Here is a 21,513-nt window from a genome sequence, read left to right on the forward strand (position 1 = left end):
TACGGATACGCTTGGACGCATGGCAGAGACCCGGTGGCTCGACGAGCAGGAGATGGCGGCCTGGCGCGGCTTCATTGCGGCGAGCAGCCTGGTGGCGCGTCGGCTGGAGCAGCAGCTGAAGGACGACTCCGGGCTCTCGCACACCCAGTACGAGATCCTGGTGCACCTCTCCGCCGTCCCCGAGGGTGAGCTGCGGATGGCCGAGCTGGCCGACCGGGTGGTCACCTCGAAGAGTGGACTCAGCTACCAGGTCGCGCAGTTGGAGAAGGCGGGGCTGGTCGGGCGGCGGTCCTGTCCGAGCGATGTGCGCGGGGTCTTCGCCTGCCTCACCGAGCGCGGGCGCGAGGTGCTGCGTGCTGCGGCGCCCGGGCACGTCGGGGCGGTGCGGGCGGCGCTGATCGACGTGCTGGACCGCGAGCAGCTCGCGGTGGTCGCCGAGGCGCTGGGTGAGGTGGCCCGCCGACTGCGCGACTGACGGGCGGGCCGGGCGGGCTCACGGGGCTCGGATGGGCCGGTGGGTGAACGCCCGGTGGCGCGATCGGGTCTACGCGGGTCCTGGTGGGCCTCCTCTCGCTGACGAGACGTCAGTTCTCTAGCGGGGTCGGCGGGTTGGCCGCTACGCTCGCCCAGCGCGGTGATGCCAATCATTGGTACGTGTGCATCGACATCCGCGTTTTCGCATCGGTGGTACTCATCCCTGCCAGGCCACAAGGAGCGAACATGTCCCGTACTGCCCGCTTCTCCCGCACGGCCCGCACGGCTCACCCCACGCACCTCGCCCGCCCCGCACGCCTCGCCCGCCCCGGCCGGGCCTCCGGCCACGCGGTCCGCGCCGCCGCCACGGTCGCCGCCGCGCTGCTGGCGACGGCCGTCGCCGTCCCCGCCCACGCCGACACCGCCGGGCGCGACTTCCAGCCCAGCCACCCCGAGCGCGACTACGCCGGGTCCACCGTCGTCGCCCACGAGGGCAGAGGCCCCGCCGGAGCGCCGAAGCCGCTGGTCACCCAGACCCCCGGCCTGGACGTCTCCAGCTACCAGGGCAACGTCAACTGGTCCACGGCCGCCGCCGACGGCGCCCGGTTCGCGTACGTCAAGGCCACCGAGGGCACCGGCTACACCAACCCGTACTTCGCCCAGCAGTACAACGGCAGCTACAACGCCGGCCTGATCCGCGGCGCCTACCACTTCGCGCTGCCCAACGCCTCCAGCGGCGCCACCCAGGCCGGCTACTTCGTCGGCCACGGCGGCGGCTGGTCGGCCGACGGCAAGACCCTGCCGCCCGCCCTGGACATCGAGTACAACCCCTACGGCGCCACCTGCTACGGCCTCAGCCAGAGCGCGATGGTGAGCTGGATCCACGACTTCGGCAACACGGTCGCCAGGCTCACCGGCCGGTACCCGACGATCTACACCACCACCGACTGGTGGAGCACCTGCACCGGCAACAACGGCGGCTTCGGCACCACCGACCCGCTCTGGATCGCCCGCTACGCGAGCTCGCCGGGCACCCTGCCGAACGGCTGGTCCTACCAGACCTTCTGGCAGTACTCGGACGCCGGGACCTTCCCCGGCGACCAGGACTACTTCAACGGTGACGCCAGCCGCCTGCAGGCGCTGGCAGGCTGATCGGCACCGCAACCAGGCGCGAGCGCGGGGGGCAGGGCGTGAGCCGTGCCCCCCGCGCTCGGCCAGTTCGCGACGGCCATGGCGGTCAAGGTGACCGCACCGGTGGCCGGCGGCAGCCCGCAGCAGAGCGCGCCGACCGTTCCCGTCACCCGCCGGATCCGCCGGGTCCAGGGCGGCCGCGCCGCCCGCTGCCCGAACCCGGGGGCTCCGGCCCAGCTGCTCGGCGGCCTGCCCGGACCGGCGCCCCAGGCCCGCTCCTCGGGTGCCTTCGTGCGGCGCGTGGCTCGGGACTCGCGCTCGGCCATCTCCGGTCCCCCGTCCTCGTGCCCGGGCGGACCCCGGCCGGCGGCGTCCGTGCCAGCGCATCATGCCAGGCCGATCCGGCGCTCCGGGAGAAGGGTGCAGGTCGGGCGCGGAAGCGCGAAGCTTGGTCCCATGGCCGATCCGCAAAGGTCGCACAAGTCGCACGGTTCGCACAGCTCGCACGGGTCCCGCGGTCCGCGTACCGAGAGTGCTCGGACGTACCAGGGCGTGCCGGCCGCACCGCTGCGTCGCGGCGCCCTGCCGAAGGTGGCCGAGATCGTCGACGGCGAGGCGGAGGAGACGGTCCTGGTCTGCCACGACACGCCCGACCTGCGCCTACTCGCCCACGGTCGCACCCTCAGCGGCCCGGACCCCGACTGGCGCCTGACCCTGCCGGACGGCACCGAGCGGCACGCCCCACCGGGCGCGGCCGTCCCGGTCGAACTCGCCGACCAGCTGCGCGCCTACGCCGGTGGCCGCACGCCGCGCCCAGTCCTGCGGCTGCGCATCCGCCGCAGCCGCACCCTGCTGCGCGACCGAGCCGGGCGCACGCTCGCCGAACTCGACCGTACCGAGACGCTGGCCCAACCCCTCAGTGCCAACCCGGGCCCGGGGCGGCTGGCCGGCTGGACCGGCACCGAGGTCCGGCTGGTCCACGGCCGCCCCCGGCTGTTGGCCGTCCTCGACGCGCAGCTGCGCGCCCAAGGTCTCGCCAGCGCGCCCGGCGGCACGCCGACCGACCTGCTCGCCCGCGCCGGCGTCCGCAGGACCGGCGCCGGACCCGCCCGCAAGCCCGCCGCCGGCACGGCAGGCGCGGCCCTCGCCGGCTACTTGCGGACCCAGTGCGCCGAACTGCTCGCCCTGGACGCGGCGGTGCGGCGCGACGAACCGGATGCCGTCCACCGGATGCGGGTCTGCTGCCGTCGGCTGCGCAGCGCCCTGACGGCAGGTCAGAAGCTGCTCCGTGGCAGCCGGGCAGGCCGGACCGCCGACGAACTCCGCTGGCTCGGACAGGTCCTGGGCCTGGCCCGGGATGCCGAGGCCACCGGCGAACGCCTCGCCGAGGCCTGCGCCCAGCTGCCGTCGGCCGCCGCACCGCAGCAGCTGGCCGCCGAGCTGGCCGCCCGGTTCCGTCGGCGCTACGCGGCCGCCTATCGGCAGGTGCGCGAAGTCCTCGACAGCGAGCGCTACTTCCAGCTCCTGGATGCCGTCCGGTGGATCGCCGACCGCCCCCCGCTGCGCCGCCGGGCCCGCCACGGCCGTGGTGAACTCGAGCGGCTACTGCGCCGGGAACAGCGCCGCGTCGACCGCCGGATGCGCCTGGCCCTCGCCCGCCCCGTCGGCCCCGGCCGTGACGAAGCGCTGCACGCGGCGCGCAAGGCGGCCAAACGCGCCCGCTACACCGCCGAGTTGGCCGGCCCGATCCCCGCCGCCCGGCTGGCCCGCCGGATGCGGGCCCTGCAGGAGGCCCTCGGCGGCTACCAGGACGCCGTACTGGCCGAGCAGCTGCTTCCCGAACTCGCGGCCGAGGCGCACGCCGAGGGGGAGAACACCTTCGGCTACGGCGTCCTGCACGCCGCGCAACGCCCTGCGGCGGCAGCCGCCCTGGCGGCGGCCGGTCCCGCCTGGCGCCGGGCCCGCAAGCGGCGCCTGACCAGGTTGCGCTGAGGTCCGTGGCGGTCCCGGCCGGTCCCGATGCGGCCGCCCCGGAGGCGTCCGGCGACGTGGCGGAGGCCGGACCACTCGAATGGTCGTATGCGGCCGAATCTTTCCCTTGCTACTCTGTGGTGTCCGCTATTTGACGCCCCGTCACGATCCGGGGCCGGGGAGGAGGCGGTCCACGTGTCCGACCAACTGCACACCGAGGCAAGCGTGTCGCGCCCGCCCGCGGTGCCGAGCCCTGCTCCGCCGAGCGCCCCAGCAGAGATCCCGTCGGCGATCGCGCCGGCCGCGCTGCCGCCGTGGCTCGACCTGGCCGCCCCCGCCTTCTGGCGCCTCCCCGACCCCCAACGGGCCGCCGCCTTCCGCCACTTGCGCAGCCTCCCCGCGCCGGTCCACTTCGTCGAGCGCCCCGCCGGCCCGCTGCGCCGCGAGCGCGGCTTCCACGCCTTGGTCCGCCATGCCGACGTGCTCGCGGCCAGCCGCAACCCACAGGTCTTCCGCAGCGCGCCCGGTGTCACCACGCCCGAGCCGGCCCGCTGGGTCCGCCTGCTGTTCGGCGACTCCATGGTCAACCTGGACGATCCGCGTCACGCCCAGCTGCGCCGGATCGTCGCCCGCGCCTTCACCCCGCGCCTGATCGCCCGGGTCGAGGAGGACATCCGGGCCACCGCCGCCCGGATCGTCGACCGGGTGATCGCCGAGCGCCCGGCGGACTTCGTTCCCGCCGTCGCCGCGCAGCTCCCGTTCCAGGTCATCTGCGCGATGATGGGCATCCCCGAGGAGCACCGCCCGCTGATCCTGCGCCAGATCGACCAGGCCTCCGAGCACACCGGCGTGCACCGCCCGCTGCGCGAGCGGATCCGGCTGCCGGGGCAGGGCCTGCGGGCGCTGGCCCGCTTGCAGCGGCTGGTCGCCCGGCTGGGCTGCGAGCGCCGCCGCCACCCCACCGAGGACCTGATCTCGGCGCTGGTCGGCGCCGACCTCGACGGGCGTGGCCTGACCGGTCGCGAGCTCGGCGCCTTCTTCTCGCTGCTCCTGGTGGCCGGCGTCGAGACCACCCGCAACGCGCTCGCCCACGGCCTGCACCTGCTGAGCACCCACCCCGAGCAGCGGGCCCTGCTGCTGGCCGAGCCCGAACGCCGGCTGGACGGCGCGGTGGACGAGATCCTCCGCCACGCCACCCCTATCATCCAGTTCCGCCGCACCCTGGCCGCCGACCACCAGCTGGGCGGCGCCCAGCTGGCCCGAGGCGACCAGGTCCTGCTCTGCTACGCCGCCGCCAACCGGGACGAGTCCGTCTTCCCCGATCCCGACGCCTTCGACATCACCCGGGATCCCAACCCGCAGCTCGCCTTCGGCGGCGGTGGTCCGCACTTCTGCCTCGGTGCCCACCTGGCCCGGCAGGAGATGAAGGCCCTCTACCGCGAACTCTTCAGTCGCCTGCCCGACATCCGCTCGACCGCCGCCCCCGAGATCGTCCCGTCGAACTTCGACCACCGCGTCCGCTCGCTGGCCTTCACTTTCACGCCTCCCGCCGTCGGCGGGTGAGGAGGCGTCGGTGAGCGGGAGAGTACTGGGCAGTCCAGTTCTCCGCCGGATATCGTGCCGGTTACGCCAGACAGATGGGAGCACGGACATGGCCGACCCGGTGAAGGGCCCTGCCAGCTACTTTCCTGCGATAGAGAAGAAGTACGGCCGTCCGGTCACGGAGTGGAAGGACCTGATCCGCTCCTCGCCGCTGGCCCGGCACATGGAGCTCGTCGGCTGGCTCAAGACCGAGCACGGGCTGGGGCACGGCCACGCCAACGCGCTCGTGGCGCACACCCTCGCCGAAAAGCCGCCGTCCGACTGAGGCGTCGGACGGCGGCGTTCGGGCACGCAGGCGGGGGCGGGGCCCGGCGGTCCCTAACCGAAGATCGAGAAGCTGAGGTGAGCGAAAGCCACGTCGAGGCCGTAGACGAGCATCACCATCACGACCACGAAGGTCAGTACCACGCCGGTGTAGGACGTCAGCTCGGAGCGCGTCGGCCAGACGACCTTGCGCAGCTCGGCGACGATCTGCCGGTAGAACAGCGACATCCGCGCCAGCAGGCCGCGCACGCCGCGCCCCTTCGGCGAGGATGACTTGCCCCGCTCACGGGTGGTAGGTCCAGCCATGCGCCGACGCCTTTCCCCTGGACGCCTCCGGAACCGGCGGGAGGTGTCTGAGTCCTGGCTTCCAGCGTACGGACGAACAGGGAAGCCTCTACTCGGGAAGCCGCGCGGCGAAAAGGGGCGTGGGCCTGCGGTCACCGCCGGTTCGCGGTCTGCGGCAGGTCCTTCGGCGGCGTCTGTGCGGCGTGCAGCCCGTTCTGTGCCTTGCTCAGACCCCCCACCCCCGGTGCCTCGGCGGCGCCCGCGCAGCGCGTCACCAGGTCGCTCAGCGCCGACTGGTCGGTCCGGGTGAACTCCTGGAGGACGAACGCGCCGATCGCCCGGCCTTTGGGCGGTCGCCCGATCCCGAAACGCAGCCGGAGGAAGCCCCCGTCCCCCGTGCCTTGCCCACCGAACGCGCCCCGCTCTGCCCGGGCGAGCCGTCAGAGGCCCGCAGGATGCCCGCGAGCGGGCCTCCGCACAGGTTGATGGTCCACTGGGGCTCGGCGAGCGCCACGCGGCGGTCCTCGACCTCGACGCAGCACGGCCTGCCGCACCACCCCCCAGGAACCGGGGATGGTGCGGCAGGCCGTGCTGGGTGGGCGAGCAGGTCGAACAGTCCGCTGAGATCCCCCAGGTACCGCGGATCCGTCCCCCCAACTGGTGCCTCAGTAGCGCTGCGCGGTCGCGACCTTCGGGTTCAGTGCGGCCCCTGCGGACTTGGTGCTGACCGCGACGGGCGCTGCCCGCTGGCCCGGCCCGAGGTTCTGGGCGCCCACCACGTCGCTGTCCACCAGGGTGCCGGAGGCGTCGGTGAAGTCGATCCGCACCGCGTAGGAGGCGGCGCTGGAACCGCTGTTGGTGATGTTCACCACCACCGCCGTCAGCCCGCCGGTCGTGCTCGTCGGCACGCCGGTGAGGGTGATGTCCCCGATGGCGTTGCCGCTCCCGGCCGTGGTCGCCAGCGCGGCCGAGGCAGAGGCCTGGGCCCCGGCAGCCGCCGCGGAGACCGACGCCCCGAAGGACGCGGCCGCGGAGGAAGCGGAGGAGACCGCGGCCGACACGGAGGCCTGGGCGGAGGAGGCGAGCGATCCCAGTCCGGAGGGAGTGGACCCCGAGAACGAGGCCGTCGCCGGTGAGAAGGACGGCGTACTGGACGACGCCGTGGCCGGGTGTCCGGAGGAGCTGCTGCACGCCGACAGACCGGCCAGGCAACCTGTCGTCACGACCAAAGCCGCCACCGGCCGGCGCCAGGCCCCGCCGGTCGCGCCCATTCCCACGTACCCTCTGCTCACGGATCCGCCCACGGTTGATGGCCGGGACCGCTCCCGTGCCGCCTGCCCTCACCGTGACCCGGCCGGACAACCGCCGCGAGCCGTGCTGGCCCATCCGGTGCCGCGTGCCGGCCGGCTGCTGCTCGGCCGGGACGGCGGCCGCGTCGACGCCCCGGGGGCGGTGGCAGACGGCGCACGACGGCAGTACTACGCTCGACTGCCTTCTCGAGCGTCTCGCTGAGCCGGGTACACCGTCCGCCGCCCGCCGTCCGATCATCATTTGACCAACTGACCGAAAGTCATGCTGATATGCGACCCACCCTCTTCACCGTCGACCACCCCGGCCCGGGCCGGCTGAGCACCATGGCGAGGCCGCGTGGCAACGACTGGCTGGACGACGAGATGGCGGCGCTGAAGGCGGCCGGCGTCGCCATCCTGGTCTGCGCCCTCACCGAGCCCGAACGCGAGGAGCTCGGGCTTGCCGAGGAACCCCGGTCGGCCGCGGCGGCCGGGTTGCGGTTCGTCGAGATACCCATCCCCGACCGCACCGTGCCGGACCTTCCCGCGATCCTGCCCGCTCTGCGGCAACTCGCCGCCGAACTGGCCGACGGCGCGCACGTCGTCACCCACTGCCGGGCCGGCATCGGACGCTCCTCGCTGCTCGCCGCCGCGCTCCTCATCCTCAACGGCACGGCGGCCGACACCGCCTGGCGCCGGATCGAACGAGCCCGCGGGCTCGCCGTCCCGGACACCGCCGAGCAGCGTGAGTGGACGAACTACGTTCCCGTGCAGGCATGATGACAATCTCTCAGGTATGACCGGGGATTGAAATGGGCGACTCCGGGCGCGCCGCCTGATGGCATGGGTCGCCCTGAGCTCCTACGGTCTACGGTCGGTGACGTGTCGTCAGCCGTCATCATTCGTTGCTCGGCGGCTCCCGGACGGGCCGTGTGGAGCCCAACTTCCCTCTCTTCCTCGGACGGGTCAATGGAGCGGCCTTGACCGGTCATTCAGTTGAGCCGGTCGGGCGGAATGCCGAACCGGGTGGGCGCGTGTCGGCTTGACCCGGGTATTTCATGGCCATTTCACTTCCGGTGACCGCCTACCAGTACCCGAAGTCCCAGTGCCTGAAGTCCTGGCCGTCACTTCTCAATTCGTGATCCGTCGTCACTCGCACCCTGGCGTGCGCCCACCGCGATCGGCCACCTTCTCGTGCGGCGGATCAGGCCGGGTCGGCGGCAGGCCCGTCCATTCCATCTCCGGAGGAATTCCCATGTCCTTGGAAAATCCCGCGACTGACGCCCCGTCCGACGGCCCGTCCCGTCGGCACCTGATGCGGCAGGCGGCTGCCGTCGGTGCTGCCGGGCTCGCGGTGAGCCTGGTCGCCGGTGCCGGCAGCGGCGCGGCCGCCGCCGGCAACGCCGACAGGTCGCCGGCCGGTGAACAGGTGCCCGCGCCGGCCACCGAGCACGATGAGCCGATGATCGTGCACGTCCGCGACGCGCGGACCGGCCGGCTCGACCTGTTCAGCGGCGAGAAGCACCACGTCGTCCAGGATCCGGCACTGGCCGCCGCGCTGGTCCGCGCGCTGGGCTGACCCGCTCCACCCAGCCCCGCACTCTCCGGTCGGCCGGCCTCGGCGTCGATCCGCCCGGGTCGGCCGGCCCACCCCGCTCCTGCCCCCACACCACTGACAACCCCCTGTGAGGTTCCCGTGTCGTCCCACCGCGAAGCCCCCGAGATCTCCAAGGACCCGGTCGCCGACAGCACCGACGTCTACGCCTTCGTCAGCCCCGACGCGTGCGACACCGTCACGCTGATCGCCAACTACATCCCGCTGCAGAGCCCGGCCGGCGGTCCGAACTTCTACGAGTTCGGCGAGGACGTCCTCTACGCGATCCACATCGACAACGACAACGACGGGCGCCCGGACGTCAGTTACGAGTTCCGGTTCCGGGTCGAGGTCCGCAACCCCGACTCCTTCCTCTACAACACCGGGCCGATCAACTCGCTGGACGACCCCAACTGGAACCGGCGCCAGACCTACAGCATCACCCGGGTCGAGGCCGGTGAGCGGCGCCGCGTCATCGCCGAGGGCCTGGCCTGCCCGCCCTGCAACATCGGCCCGCTCTCCACCCCCGACTACACCTCGCTGGCGAACATGGCGGTCCACCCGCTTCACGGTGGGCGCAAGGTGTTCGCCGGGCAGCGCGCCGAGGGCTTCTACGTCGACCTCGGCTCGATCTTCGACCTCGGCACCCTGCGGCCCTTCCAGCAGCTGCACGTGATGCCCGCCTTCACCCATCCGGCCCCCGGCGTCAACGCCACCAAGCTGCTCAACGTCCACAGCATCGCGCTCCAGGTCCCGATCACCGACCTGACCCGCGACCACCGCAAGCCCGGCGACGTGCTGGACCCGGACGCCACCATCGGCGTGTGGACCACCGCGGCCCGCCGCCAGGCCCGCGTCATCGACGACTCCGGACACACCACCGAGTCCGGCCCCTTCGTGCAGGTCTCCCGGCTGGGCAACCCGCTGTTCAACGAGGTCATCGTCCCGATGGGGAGGAAGGACGAGTGGAACTCCCAGCCCCCGGCGGACGACAAGAACTTCGCGCAGTACGTCGCCAACCCCGAGCTGGCCAAGCTGCTGCCGGTGCTCTACCCGGGCGTCTTCCCCAACCTGGCGGCGCTGGACGCGGCCGGCACCGCGCGCGCGGACCTGCTCGCCATCCTGCTGACCGGCATCCCCAGCGGCATCGTGGCCGGGTTCCAGAACTTCACCGGTGACACCCAGGCCGACATGCTGCGCCTGAACGTCGCCGTCCCGCCGGCCACCAGCCCCAACATCCTGGGCCTGGTCGCCGGTGACCCGGCCGGGTTCCCCAACGGGCGCCGGGTCTTCGACGACGTGGTCACCGTCGAGCTGCGGGCCATCGCCGGTCTGACCTTCCCCCTGGTCGACACGAGCTTCACCCCGGACGCCGCCGCCGGCCAGATCACCGACGGCCTCACCCCGGACAGCCTCGGCACGCCGTACCTGAACAGCTTCCCCTACCTCGGTGTTCCCTTCGACGGCTACCACACGCCGTCCAGCTGACCGTCGATCCGACCAGTCGGCACACCACATGGTGCGGGCAGCCTGCGCGGCTGCCCGCACCGGCCCGTTCCCCGAGCAGGAGGCACCACGCATGACGCACACCCACCCGCACCCGCCGCTGCCCGCCCCCTCCCGCGAAGGCAGCGTCGTCCTGGAGATCGGCGGCACCCTCGGCGCCCTGATCATCCACACCGGTCCCGCCGAGGACGGCCTGGAGATCGAGGTCAGTCCCACCGGCCAGGACGCCACCCGCACCCACGCCGCCGTCCGCCCCCGGCACCTCACCGGACGGGTCGTCCACTGCGCCGTCATCTCACCGCTGCCGGAGGGCGACTACACGCTCTGGCGCACCGCCGACACCCGCGAGGGCACGGTCACCGTGCGCGGGGGCGAGGTCACCGAGTACCGCCGGCTTCAGGGCAGTCAGCCGGCCGGCTCCAGGAAGAGCTCGTCGGCGTAGCACCAGGCCCACTCCTCGCCGGGCTCGACGGACCGCGCCATGGGGTGGCCGGTCTGGGCGTCGGCGTGCGCGCCCTGGTCTTCGGCCACCTGCCACTCGTGGTGCTTCACCGGTCTCCCTGAAATCTGTTCGAGGGAGGGGATTATGACGTGGGATCAGGTATTGCCGAGGATGACGGCCATGTCCCCGTAGGTGGCGTAGCCCGCTTCGAAGTCGCTCGGGGTGACGGTCAGGTGGCCGCGGGCGGGGTCGTTGATGGTGACGGCGTCAGCGGTGTAGCCGGTGACGACGACCACGTGTTCGGCGGTGCCCGCGTAGCGGACGCTGCGTCCGTCGTAGGCGGTGTAGGGGTGGTTGGGCCGATTGCGCCACAGGTAGTCGACCCAGACGATCGCGGGCCGGCCCGCCTGGACGTGGGCGCGCAGCTGGGCGGGCGTCAGATTCTCGCCGGCGTAGGCCACCCGCAGTCCGTAGGCGCGGGCGGCGTCGGCTACCGGGGGGTAGTAGACGCCGTAGCCGGTGCCGTCGCTCTCGGAGCCGTTCGGGTCGCCGACGAACGCGCGGTACGGGTCGCCGGAGTTCGGTCCGGAGCGGCCGAACCGGTTGTGGACCAGGTCCACGCCGATGTGCTTCAGAATGGCCTGGTCGTCGGCCTGGATCCCGTGGGCGGCCAGCATCATGCGCAGCGCGCTCGCTTCGCAGTCGTTGTTCAGCTGCTGGTAGTACAGCGGGACCTGGCTGTGCTCGGCGGCCCGGGCCGGCCCGGCGCCCGCTCCCGCTGCCAGCAGGGAGCCGGAGAGGACGGCGAGGAGCGCTGAGCAGGCTCGGCGGGCGCGCCGGTTGGTGGTGGTCGTCATGGAACTGACGCTACGTCAGATGGTGGTGGATGCGATGCAGCCGACGAGGAGTGAACGGGTGAGGGTGAGCTGCTCGGGTCAGTTGGACGGGGAACAGCCGTAGAGGGTGCCGCCGGTGCCGTTCGGGTCACCGAAGGGGCCGGCCGGGGCCTGCGGGTCGGCGCCGCCGGCGGCGGGTGGCTGGGCCACTCCGAAGGCCGTGGCGGGGATCCGCGTGCAGCGCTGCTTCACCCAGTCGTCGATCCGGCTGACCGAGGTGGTGCCGCCACCGCCGAAGAAGGCGCCGAGGCCGGGGCCGCTCTGGACCAGGACGAAGCGCACGGCGCCGCTGTGCACCAGGGAGTCGAAGGCGCTCGGGGACGGCTGGGGCACCGAGCCGCTGAACCCGCCCATCGGCATCACGGTGTCGCCGGTGCCCAGGATGTAGGGCGAGGCCGAGGTCCAGTTGTCGACCGCGAGGACGTACTTCGCGCCGTCCTGCCGGGCCTTGACGTAGTCGTACAGCCTGCGCTGGTCGGCGGAGAGGTCGGCGCTGACGCCGCCACCGGGCCCGCCGAAGCCGGCCGGCGGGTGGGCGCCGTCCGGGGCGGGGGAGCCGCCGGGCCGCGAGTGGCCCGCGCCGGCCGGCTGTCCTGGCTGTCCGGCCTCGCTGATGAGTTCCGTGAGCATCGCGCCCAGCCCCCTGGAGGAGGGACCGGCCAGGGCGTCGAAGGAACTGCCCGCGTACTTCGGGTCGAGCACCGAGGCCGACCAGGCCACCGGCGCGAGGACGGCTCCCGTCAGGCTGGCGGTCAGGCCGATCAGCAGCAGGCGGGAGGGTGCGCGGCGGGCGAGTCGGCCCCACACCAGGGCGGCGATCCCGAGGGCCGCGGCGGCCGGCACCAGCCAGGACAACCAGGGCAGGAACTCGGGGGCGAAATCGCCCAGGTACCAGGCCCAGGCGGCCTCGGCCGCGACGGCGACCGGCAGCAGCCAGGCGGCGCGGCCGCCCTTGCGGTAGGCGTCCCAGAGCAGCACGCCGCCGGCGCCGGCCAGCCCGGCCAGGGCGGGTGCCAGGGTCGACATGTAGGCGGTGTGCGGGATCGAGCTCATCTCGCTGAACACCAGGCCGACCACGGCCAGCCAGCTGCCCCACATCACGAACCCGCCGCGCAGCCGGTCGGTGCGCGGCGTGCCGCGGCGCGACCACAGGCCGTACGCCAGACCGAGGAAGGCGAAGGGGTAGAGCCAGCCGATCTGCGGGCCGAACCTGCCCTGGAACAGCTTCAGCCAGCCGCCGTTCAGCCCCGGGAGGCCACCGCCGGGCGGAGCGCCGGTCGGGTGGGCGGGTCCACCGGTCGGGCCGCTGGTCGGGCCGCCGGTCGGGGCCCCGGCACCGGGCCTGGGCGCTCCGCCGCCGAAGCTCATGGTCGGCACCGAGCCGGGCACGTGGATGCCGAACCGCTCCAGGCCGTTGTAGCCGAAGACCATCGCGATCGAGCTGTTGTCGGTGCTGCCGTCCACGTAGGGCCGGTCCTCGGCCGGCACCACCGTCATCAGCAGCACCCAGGAGAGCGACACCGCCAGGCAGACCACGCCCGCCAGCAGCAGGTGGCCCGCGCGCCGGCGCAGCCTGACGGGTGCCGCGACCAGGTAGCCGAGGGCCAGCGCCGGGAGGATCATCCAGGCCTGCAGCATCTTGGCCTGGAACCCGACACCCACCCAGGCCCCCGCGAACAGCAGGGACCGCAGCCGCGCGTCGAGCACCGCGCGCTGGTAGCAGTCGGCCGCCATCACCAGGCAGAAGACCAGTCCGCCGTCCTCCATCGAGTGCCCGAACATCGAGGCGACCACGGGGGTGAAGGTGAACGCCCCGGCCGCGGCGAGCCCGGCCCTGGGGCCGGCCCAGCGGCGCACCATGCGGTACGTCACCAGGACGCAGAGCACGCCCTCGACGCACTGGGGCAGCGTCACCGACCAGGCGTGGAAGCCGAACAGGCGAGCGGACAGGGCCTGCGGGACGAACGAGCCGGCGATCTTGTCGGGCGTGACGGTGGCCCCGGGGTCGAGGGCGCCGAAGAAGAGCGCCTTCCAGCTCACCGACATGCTCTTCACGGCGTCGGAGTAGAAGAGCGCGTAGTCGGCGGAGCTGAGGTTCCAGGCGTAGAGGGCGGCGGCGACGGCTGCGGTCAGCAGCAACGCCGGTCGGGCCCAGCCGGGTTGGTCGGCAGGGGAACGCCAGAACTGCCAGGGTTTGCGGGTGCTCCCGGAGCCCTGACCGGGCGTCAGCTCCGCGTTCGGGGGATGACCGAGGACAGTCGCGGACAAGGTGGAACCTCCTGCCGGACGGAGCGTTGACCGTAACCTGACATCATCATCTGACCTGACGATCCGTCAAACCTGGTAGATCGGTGAGAAATTCCTGGGAGATCATCACGCCGAGCTCAGCCCTACCCGGTCGCGCTCCGGTTGATGCGCCTCGGCCGGGTGATGGGGGAGTGACGGGAAGGGCGGACGGCGCTCCGGCCACCGTTCGCGCGGGGTGAACCCGTTCGGGCAAGGTTCGGGCACCCGAGGAGCGGGTCGGCCGGTGTGTTGCGCAGGGTCCCGGCGGTGGCGGGTGCGTTGATTGGGGTGTGTCCTCAACAGCCGACAAGGGTCCAACCGTCGCCGCCGCCTTGCTTCCCCTGCTCGGCGGGGCCGGCAACATCACCGGCGTCGCCCACTGCATGACCCGCCTGCGGCTCGGCCTGCTCGACCGCTCCACGGTCGACGAGGCGGCGCTCGCCGCGCTGCCGGGGGTGCTGGGCGTGGTCGACGACGAGACGTACCAGATCGTGCTCGGCCCCGGCGTCGGCCTGGTGGCGCAGGCACTCGAGGAACTGGTGGACCAGCAGCTCGCTTCAGCACCGCGAGCTCCGGGCGCAGCGCAGCCGGCTGCCGAGGGGCCGGCCGTGGAGGGGTCGGCTGCCGAGGGGTCGGCTGTCGAGGGGCTGGCCGCGCGGGGGGAGGCCATCCGCCGTGCGGCCCGGCAGCGGAACGGCACGCCCGCCAAGGTGCTGCTGCGTCGGGTCGCCAACGTCTTCGTGCCGCTGGTCCCGGCGCTGATCGGGTCGGGCGTCATCGCGGGCATCGGCGGGCTGCTCACCAGCCTGCACTGGTTGCCCGCGCTGGTGCCCGCCCTGGTGGCGCTCTCCTCCGGCTTCCTCTCGCTGATCGCGGTCTTCGTCGGCTACCAGACGGCCAAGGAGTTCGGCGGCACGCCGATCCTCGGCGGCGCCGCCGCCGGGGTGATCGTCTTCGCCGGGGTCTCCCACGTCTCGGTCTTCGGCCAGCGGCTCACCGCCGGGCAGGGGGGTGTGCTGGGCGCCCTGGGCGCGGCGGCGCTCGCGACCTGGGTGGAGCGGTGGTGCCGCCGGTGGGTGCCCGAGGCACTGGACGCCCTGGTCACGCCGACGCTGACGCTGCTGATCACCGGCCTGGTGACGCTGTTCGGCCTGATGTTCGTCGCCGGGCACCTCTCCGACGCGATCGGCACCTCGGCGACCTGGCTGATGGCCCGGGGCGGCGCCTTCGCCGGTCTGCTGCTGGGCGGTCTCTTCCTGCCCCTGGTGATGGTGGGCCTGCATCAGGCGCTGATCCCGATCCACACCACGCTCATCGAACACGTGGGCTACACGGTGCTGCTGCCGATCCTGGCCATGGCGGGTGCCGGACAGGTCGGTTGCGCGATCGCGGCCTACCTGCGCCTGCCGAACAACGCGCCGATCCGGGCCACCATCAGGTCCGCCCTGCCGACCGGCTTCCTCGGGGTGGGGGAGCCACTGATCTACGGCGTCTCGCTGCCGCTCGGCCGCCCGTTCGTCACCGCGTGCGCCGGTGGGGCGGCCGGTGGCGCGTTCGTCGGACTGTTCAACATGGCGGGCACCGAGGTCGGCTCGACGGCGATCGGCCCCTCGGGCTGGGCGCTGCTCCCGCTGCTCAAGGGCAACCACGGCCTGGGCCGGACCGTGGCGGTCTACGTCGGGGGACTGCTCGTCGGCTACCTGGTGGGGTTCCTGGCCACCTACTTCTTCGGGTTCACCAAGGCGATGCTCGCCGAACTCAACGCGGTGCCCGTCGCCACCCCGGTGCCCGCCGCCACCTCGGTACCCGTCACCGCTTCCACTTCCAGCAAAGGATTGTGAACAAGTTCCCCGGTTCGGCCGGTGGCCTGCTACAGTCGGAGCAGTTGCAGTTGTGGTTCCCATGAACTTTGTGTGCGCCTGCTGGTTCTGACCGCAGGCGCATTTTCTTGTTTCCCGGCTCTTCCCCGGGTGGGTCATCATCGCGGCGACGCGGTCCCGCACATGGCGGGTACCGGTCAGCCTCTTGAAGGAGATTTTTTTATGGCTAATGGCACTGTGAAGTGGTTCAACGCGGAAAAGGGCTTCGGCTTCATTGAGCAGGAGGGTGGCGGTCCTGACGTGTTCGCCCACTACTCGAACATCAACGCCAACGGCTTCCGCGAGCTGCTCGAGGGCCAGAAGGTCGAGTTCGACGTCACGCAGGGCCAGAAGGGCCCGCAGGCCGAGAACATTCGTCCGCTCTAGTTTCACCTGCGCAGGCAGCTGCCACGCAGCAGGGGCCCGCACCGCGTACATGCTCGGTGCGGGCCCCTCGGCATTTGTGCCGGGATCGACTCCGGCCCACTGGGGCCCAGGGTCCCGCCATCGGAGACCAGTCCCGCACGCGAGACGCACCGCGTCGCGTCCGGATCGGCTCGCACGGTTCTGCCGTGCCCGCCCGGCTCCGCACACACTTCCGGCTCGTTCATGCGATCTCCGCGCTGCCTCGCGCCGCGGAGGACTCCTCGTGACGTGCCGCCCCGAGGAAGGCTTCGCCGCATGAACCGTTCCACTCGCTCGTCCGCCCAGAGCGCCAACTCCCGCTCCGGCAAGGGCTCCCGCTCGGGTGCCTCCGGCTACGGCTCCCGCTCGGGCGGCTCGGGTGCCTCCGGCTACGGCGCCGGCTCGGGGTCCCGCTCCGGGGCGCGGTCCGGCGGCGGGCAGCGTTCCTCGGGCTCGACGAGTCGTCAACGTTCTTCGGTCCAGGGCGAGTTCGCCCTTCCCGTCACCGTGACTCCGGCGCTGCCGGCCGTCGAGTCGTTCGATGAGCTGGACCTGCCGCGCGCCCTGCTGGCGACGCTGAGCCGGCAGGGCGTGACCGCGCCGTTCCCGATCCAGGCCGCGACGCTGCCGAACACGCTGGCCGGCCGTGACGTGCTCGGCCGAGGCCGCACCGGCTCGGGCAAGACCCTCGCCTTCGGTCTCTCGTTGCTGGCCCGTACCGCCGGCCAGCGCGCCGAGCCGCGCCGGCCGCTGGCCCTGGTGCTGGTTCCCACCCGGGAGTTGGCGCAGCAGGTCACCGAGGCGCTCACCCCCTACGCCCATGCGGTGCGGCTGCGGCTGGCGACCGTGGTGGGCGGGGTTTCGATCGGCCGTCAGACGGCGGCGCTGAATCGCGGCGCGGAGGTCGTGGTCGCGACCCCCGGGCGGCTGAAGGACCTGATCCAGCGGGGTGACTGCCGGCTGGACGCGGTCGATGTGACGGTGCTGGACGAGGCCGACCAGATGGCGGACCTGGGGTTCATGCCGCAGGTCACCGAACTGCTGGAGCAGGTCGCCGAGGGCGGGCAGACGATGCTCTTCTCCGCCACCTTGGACCGCAACGTCGACAAGCTGGTGCGCCGCTTCCTCAGCGACCCGGTGGTGCACTCGGTGGACCCGACCGCCGCGACGGTCAGCACGATGGAGCACCACCTGCTGCACGTGCAGAGCTACGACAAGCACGCGACGATCGCCCACATCGCCTCGCGCGACGGTGGAGTCATCATGTTCACCGACACCAGGCACGGCGCCGACCGCCTGGTGGACGAACTGCTCGCGAACGGCGTCAAGGCGGCGGCGCTGCACGGCGGCAAGTCGCAGCCGCAGCGCACCCGCACCCTGGAGCAGTTCCGGCAGGGGCAGGTGACCGCGCTGATCGCGACCAACGTCGCCGCCCGCGGCATCCACATCGACGGCCTGGACCTGGTCGTCAACGTGGACCCGCCGAGCGACCACAAGGACTACCTGCACCGCGGTGGGCGCACCGCCCGGGCCGGCGAGTCCGGCACGGTCGTCACGCTGGTGCTGCCCAACCAGCGCCGTGAGATGGCCCGGATGATGGCCACCGCCCAGTTGACCCCCAACTCCGTGAAGGTCCACTCGACGGACGAGGAGCTCGCGCGCATCACCGGCGCGCGGGTGCCCACCGGCGTGGCGGTCGTGGTGCCCGACCCGGTGGTGGAGCGCCCCCGTCGCAGCCCCGGCGCCGGGCGCGGCCGCAGCCGCCGTCCCTACTCCGGCCGCGGCACCGGCGGCACCGGCGGCACCGGTGGCACGGGTGGCACCGGCGGTGGCCGCAGGTCGGGAGGGGCACGCGTCGGGCTCGCCGCGTAGCAGCGGAGTCCGGGCGGCCCGGTCACCGGTGCGGGTAGGCGGTCACTGGTCCGAGTAGCTGAGATCTCCGACGGTCCAGCTGCTCACGTCGGCGATGGCGACGCGGTACATCCCGCCGGTGTGCGGAAGGCCGTAACTGCCTTGCAGGATCCGCGCGACGTGCAGGTGCAGGTGGGTGGGCGCGCCGGCGGGCTCCGCCGGGTACCCGCCGGCCTCGGCGGCCGCGAACAGCGCGGAGAACGGCTTCAGGTGGTCGGACGCTTCGAGTACCTCGGCGACGCGTTCCCGCCAGAGGCTCTCCGGCGCCAGCCGGCCGGTGATGACCGCGCCCGGCACGACCACGGTGAGGGGCATCTGATTGCTGTGCTCGGACTCCACCATCGCGGCGATGTCGACGAGCAGCCCATCGGGTTTCGACATGTGTCCGAGGATAGTGCCAGCCCGGGTCTGGACTGAAGCCGCTCGAAGGTGCCGCCGCGCCGCCGACTGCTCGTGGACAGTCGGCGGCGGTGCGGGCGGGCGGCTTCAGTCGCGGCGAGCCAGCAGCCGGTAGGCGTTGGACAGGCCGGTCCGGCCCGCCAGCGGGGCGAGCAGGCGGTCGAGCAGGGCTGCGAGCAGCAGCACGGGCGAGGCGGCGAGGAGGAGCGCGCCACGCAGGGCGCGACGCGCTCGCCCCGGTGGCAGGCCCGGTAGCCAGGGCGCGTCCTCATGGGGCGCGAGGGCGTCCAGCAGCAGCCAGCAGGCGGCCAGCAGGTCCACCGGGTCGTGCGGCTCGCGGTGCTGCTCCAGCAGCACGCTGAAGCCCAACTCGCCAAGGCGCCGGCGCAGGTTGGCCGCCGGCATCAGGTGCAGGTGCTGCGGCTGCAGCCAGGGCAGCCACCAGCGCCCCAGCAGGCGGGCGAAGCGCGAGCGCGGGTCCGGGACCTCGATCAGCAGCAGGCCGCCGGGGCGCAGCACCTCGTGGGCGGCGGCCAGCTCCCGGGCCGGTTCGGTGCTGTGCTCCAGGTAGTGGAACATGCTCAGCACGTCGTACTGGCCGGCCAGTTCGGGGGCCAGCGCGGGGAACGAGCCGCGGTGGCCGCGCCGCAGCCGGCCGTGGCGCTCGGCCAACTCGACGCCCTCGCTGAGGTCCAGGCCGTCGAAGGCGGTGTCCGGGAAGAGCTCGCGGGCACTCTCGCAGAAGTGCCCGTGCCCGGTGCCGACGTCCAGCCAGCTGCTCGGCGCGGCCGTGTACGGGGCCACCGACCTGGCGCGGCCGCGGTAGACCGCGGCGCGGGTCCCGAAGACGCCGCCCAGGCGCTGCTCGCCCAGGCCGTCGTAGAAGTCGCGGTAGTAGAACTCCAGCCCCTGATCGGTCAGTCGGGGATTCTGGAAGACGTGCGCGCAGTCCTGGCACTCGTCCAGCACGAACCGCCCCGGCTTGTGCTGCAGCAGGTCGCGGGTGCGCAGGCGGGTGCGCAGCCGGGTGGCGCCGCACCAGGGGCAGTCGGTGCGCCGCGGTGCGAAGAACCGGTCGGTGCCGTCGGCCAGTTCGGCCTGGTAGCCGGGCCGCAGGGCGGCGACCTGGCGGCTGCGGACCGCCGCCTTGCCGGGGGTGGGGCCTGCCTCGGTGGTGGTCAACGGATGCTCCTCTCGGCGGTTCTCGCCACGGTGGCGGCCAGCGACTCCAGCTCGGTGGCGGCGCCGGCCGCGCCGCCGGCGGCATGGAAGGAGGCGCCGACGCGGTGGGCGGCGGTGCGGTGCGCGGGATCGTCGAGCACGGCGTCCAGCGCCTGGCCGAGCCGGACCGCGCTGATCCGGCCGAACCGCACCCGCAGGCCCGCGCCGGCGGCCACCACCTGGCCGGCCACCACCGGCTGGTCGTCGCGGATCGGGGCGACCACCAGCGGCACGCCGTGCCAGAGCGCCTCGCAGACCGTGTTGTGCCCGGCGTGGCAGACCACGGCGGCGGTCCGCCCGAGCAGGCGCAGCTGCGGCACGGACGCCAGGACCAGCAGGTCGGGATCGGGCGCGGGCTCGCCGAGCACCCTGCCGGGGTCGACGATGACGCCCTGCACCCGCTCGGAGCGGGCCCGCAAGGCCTCTTGGCAGACCGTCAGAAACGCGGTGCCCGCATCGGTGTTGGCCGTGCCGAGGGTGACCAGCACCGTCCGCCGGCCCGGGTCCAGCCACTGCCACGGGAAGTCGGGTTCGGCGGGGCGGGACGCCAGCGCCGGGCCGACGAAGCGGATCGGGCCCACCGGGGCCACCGGACCGGCCAGCTCGGGGGTGGTGAAGGCGAGGATCAGGTGCGGGGAGAAGCGCGGATCGACGGTGCTGAGCGGTGCGCCGAGGCGCCCGCGCAACGCGCCCAGCAGGCCGCGGATCCAGGCGTCCACCAGCGGCATCCCGTCCAGCGCGCCGGTGAACTCCGCCGAGGTCGTCGCGGAGGTGACCCACGGCAGCCCGAGCCGCTCGGCGACCAGCGCGCCGGCGACCGCCTGCTGGTCCACCACCAGGACGTCCGGGCGGAAGCGGTCCACCGCCGCCGCCACGTCCGGGGCCATCGCCTCGGCGAGCGGGACCAGGAAGTCCTCCCAGAGGAACTTCAGCGCCCCCGGTCCGCGCAACTCCGGCGGCCGCTGCGCCGCCCCGCCCGGGCCCACCTGCGGCACCGCGCAGGCGAACACCTCGGCGTCGGGGCCCGCGAGCCGGCCGACCAACTCCGGCACGCCCGCCCAGGCGATCGCGTGCCCGCGGGCCGCCAGCTCGGCGGCCACCCCGACGGCCGGGTTGAGGTGGCCGACCAGCGGCGGGACGACGAAGAGGAACCTGGTCACCGCAGGCTCCGTTCGGGCTCGCCGTGCAGCGCCACACCCTGCTCCCGCAGCCAGGAGAAGGCGAGCTCGCGCATCACCTCGGGGGCCTCGACCAGCACGGAGTGCTCCTGACCTGCCACGAAGGTGCTCCGGCAGTCGGCCAACAGCCCGTCCAGCCAGCTGGCTTGGTCGGCCAGGTCGGACTCCGTACCGTAGACGGCGAGCACCGGGCAGCGGATCGCGCGCAGTTCGGCGGCGGTGGGCAGCCGGCTGGCCGGGATGTCCCGGGCCAGCGAGGTGCCGGCCAGCAGCGCGCCGGCCGCGCGGGCCAACCTGGCGGTGTGCGCGCCGCGTTGCTCGGCGACCCAGGCCAGCGTCCGCTCCTCGGCCAGGTGTTGCTCGGCCTTGCGCAGGATGCCGTCCAGCTTGGCCGCCCAGGCCTCGGAGGCCGGCTCGGACTCGATCGCCAGGATGCTCGCCACCTGTGCCGGGCGCCGGGCCGCGAGGCCGAACGCGACCGTGCCGCCGAAGGAGTTGCCGATCAGGTGGACGGGGCCGGTCGGCGCCAGCCGGTCCAGCAGCGCCTCCATATCGCCGACGAACTGCTCCAGCCGGTAGCCGGCCGGCGGCCGTCCGGACCGGCCGTGGCCCCGGTGGTCGTACATCAGCACCTCCACCCCGGCGGCCGACAGCGCGGGGGCCAGCGTGAAGTAGTAGCTCGCCAGGCTGTCGGTGAGCAGCCCGTGCACCAGGACGGCGGTCGCGGTGACCGGCCGGCCGTCCGGCGGGGCGAGTCGCTGCACGTGGCAGCGCAGCCCGTTGAGGTCGACGAAGGCCAC

At 73.2% G+C, this 21,513-nt stretch carries 22 protein-coding genes; 13 read left to right on the plus strand and 9 right to left on the minus strand.

Annotation, left to right across the window (positions count from 1 at the left end):
* Positions 1-19: 19 nt before the first annotated feature.
* From P3T41_RS10540 to P3T41_RS10560, 5 genes are all read left to right on the plus strand, one after another.
* On the plus strand, positions 20-475 hold the full coding sequence (locus P3T41_RS10540; RefSeq protein ID WP_280689397.1) for a MarR family transcriptional regulator: 456 nt from the start codon (positions 20-22) through the stop codon (positions 473-475).
* A 245-nt stretch (positions 476-720) separates the two neighbouring features.
* Positions 721-1,626: a lysozyme gene (locus P3T41_RS10545; RefSeq protein WP_280689398.1), complete on the plus strand. Its 906-nt coding sequence runs from the start codon at positions 721-723 to the stop codon at positions 1,624-1,626.
* A gap of 435 nt (positions 1,627-2,061) precedes the next feature.
* On the plus strand, positions 2,062-3,597 hold the full coding sequence (locus P3T41_RS10550; RefSeq protein WP_280689399.1) for a CHAD domain-containing protein: 1,536 nt from the start codon (positions 2,062-2,064) through the stop codon (positions 3,595-3,597).
* Between the two features lie 258 nt (positions 3,598-3,855).
* On the plus strand, positions 3,856-5,139 hold the full coding sequence (locus tag P3T41_RS10555) for a cytochrome P450 (protein WP_280689548.1): 1,284 nt from the start codon (positions 3,856-3,858) through the stop codon (positions 5,137-5,139).
* 88 nt (positions 5,140-5,227) lie between these two features.
* The gene (locus P3T41_RS10560; protein ID WP_280689400.1) at positions 5,228-5,443 is read left to right on the plus strand and encodes a DUF4287 domain-containing protein; all 216 of its coding nucleotides are present in this window, start codon (positions 5,228-5,230) and stop codon (positions 5,441-5,443) included.
* Positions 5,444-5,496: 53 nt separating this feature from the next.
* On the opposite strand, the gene secE is transcribed toward P3T41_RS10560, so the two are convergent.
* Complete coding sequence (gene secE, locus P3T41_RS10565) at positions 5,497-5,748, minus strand: preprotein translocase subunit SecE (protein ID WP_280689401.1); 252 nt, start codon at positions 5,746-5,748, stop codon at positions 5,497-5,499.
* A gap of 644 nt (positions 5,749-6,392) precedes the next feature.
* A complete protein-coding gene (locus P3T41_RS10570; protein WP_280689402.1) occupies positions 6,393-6,635 on the minus strand; it encodes a hypothetical protein in 243 nt (80 codons plus the stop codon).
* A 22-nt stretch (positions 6,636-6,657) separates the two neighbouring features.
* On the opposite strand from P3T41_RS10570, the gene P3T41_RS10575 reads away from it, so the two are divergent.
* The 5 genes from P3T41_RS10575 (at position 6,658) to P3T41_RS10595 (ending at position 10,558) form a co-directional block, all read left to right on the plus strand.
* Positions 6,658-7,239, plus strand: a complete 582-nt coding sequence (locus tag P3T41_RS10575; RefSeq protein WP_280689403.1) for a hypothetical protein — start codon at positions 6,658-6,660, stop codon at positions 7,237-7,239.
* A gap of 68 nt (positions 7,240-7,307) precedes the next feature.
* Entirely contained in the window at positions 7,308-7,796 is a 489-nt protein-coding gene (locus P3T41_RS10580) for a tyrosine protein phosphatase (protein WP_280689404.1), read from the plus strand.
* A gap of 475 nt (positions 7,797-8,271) precedes the next feature.
* Positions 8,272-8,595, plus strand: coding sequence for a hypothetical protein (locus P3T41_RS10585; RefSeq protein ID WP_280689405.1), 324 nt, complete (start codon positions 8,272-8,274; stop codon positions 8,593-8,595).
* Between the two features lie 117 nt (positions 8,596-8,712).
* Entirely contained in the window at positions 8,713-10,098 is a 1,386-nt protein-coding gene (locus P3T41_RS10590) for a DUF4331 domain-containing protein (protein ID WP_280689406.1), read from the plus strand.
* A gap of 91 nt (positions 10,099-10,189) precedes the next feature.
* The gene (locus tag P3T41_RS10595; protein WP_280689407.1) at positions 10,190-10,558 is read left to right on the plus strand and encodes a hypothetical protein; all 369 of its coding nucleotides are present in this window, start codon (positions 10,190-10,192) and stop codon (positions 10,556-10,558) included.
* Here P3T41_RS10595 and P3T41_RS10600 read toward each other — a convergent pair.
* The 3 genes from P3T41_RS10600 to P3T41_RS10610 form a co-directional block, all read right to left on the minus strand.
* Positions 10,522-10,668 (minus strand): hypothetical protein, encoded by a 147-nt coding sequence (locus P3T41_RS10600; RefSeq protein WP_280689408.1) that lies wholly within the window; start codon positions 10,666-10,668, stop codon positions 10,522-10,524. The genes P3T41_RS10595 and P3T41_RS10600 overlap by 37 nt on opposite strands.
* Before the next feature lie 45 nt (positions 10,669-10,713).
* A complete protein-coding gene (locus tag P3T41_RS10605) occupies positions 10,714-11,415 on the minus strand; it encodes a C39 family peptidase (RefSeq protein WP_280689409.1) in 702 nt (233 codons plus the stop codon).
* 78 nt (positions 11,416-11,493) lie between these two features.
* On the minus strand, positions 11,494-13,722 hold the full coding sequence (locus tag P3T41_RS10610; RefSeq protein ID WP_280689410.1) for a glycosyltransferase family 39 protein: 2,229 nt from the start codon (positions 13,720-13,722) through the stop codon (positions 11,494-11,496).
* Between the two features lie 308 nt (positions 13,723-14,030).
* Here P3T41_RS10610 and P3T41_RS10615 point away from each other — a divergent pair, with 308 nt between their 5' ends.
* The 3 genes from P3T41_RS10615 (at position 14,031) to P3T41_RS10625 (ending at position 17,876) form a co-directional block, all read left to right on the plus strand.
* Positions 14,031-15,581: a PTS transporter subunit EIIC gene (locus tag P3T41_RS10615; RefSeq protein WP_280689411.1), complete on the plus strand. Its 1,551-nt coding sequence runs from the start codon at positions 14,031-14,033 to the stop codon at positions 15,579-15,581.
* A 201-nt stretch (positions 15,582-15,782) separates the two neighbouring features.
* Positions 15,783-15,986 (plus strand): cold-shock protein, encoded by a 204-nt coding sequence (locus P3T41_RS10620; protein WP_030918248.1) that lies wholly within the window; start codon positions 15,783-15,785, stop codon positions 15,984-15,986.
* Positions 15,987-16,280: 294 nt separating this feature from the next.
* Positions 16,281-17,876: a DEAD/DEAH box helicase gene (locus P3T41_RS10625; protein WP_280689412.1), complete on the plus strand. Its 1,596-nt coding sequence runs from the start codon at positions 16,281-16,283 to the stop codon at positions 17,874-17,876.
* Between the two features lie 42 nt (positions 17,877-17,918).
* On the opposite strand, the gene P3T41_RS10630 is transcribed toward P3T41_RS10625, so the two are convergent.
* From P3T41_RS10630 to P3T41_RS10645, 4 genes are all read right to left on the minus strand, one after another.
* A complete protein-coding gene (locus tag P3T41_RS10630; protein ID WP_280689413.1) occupies positions 17,919-18,296 on the minus strand; it encodes a hypothetical protein in 378 nt (125 codons plus the stop codon).
* A gap of 105 nt (positions 18,297-18,401) precedes the next feature.
* Entirely contained in the window at positions 18,402-19,496 is a 1,095-nt protein-coding gene (locus tag P3T41_RS10635) for a class I SAM-dependent methyltransferase (protein ID WP_280689414.1), read from the minus strand.
* Positions 19,493-20,695 (minus strand): glycosyltransferase, encoded by a 1,203-nt coding sequence (locus tag P3T41_RS10640; protein ID WP_280689415.1) that lies wholly within the window; start codon positions 20,693-20,695, stop codon positions 19,493-19,495. The genes P3T41_RS10635 and P3T41_RS10640 overlap by 4 nt, the downstream gene beginning before the upstream one ends.
* Complete coding sequence (locus P3T41_RS10645; protein WP_280689416.1) at positions 20,692-21,513, minus strand: alpha/beta fold hydrolase; 822 nt, start codon at positions 21,511-21,513, stop codon at positions 20,692-20,694. Before P3T41_RS10645 ends, P3T41_RS10640 begins: the two co-directional genes overlap by 4 nt.

Source organism: Kitasatospora sp. GAS204B, assembly GCF_029892155.1.
In the GTDB taxonomy this organism is placed as follows: Bacteria; Actinomycetota; Actinomycetes; order Streptomycetales; family Streptomycetaceae; genus Kitasatospora.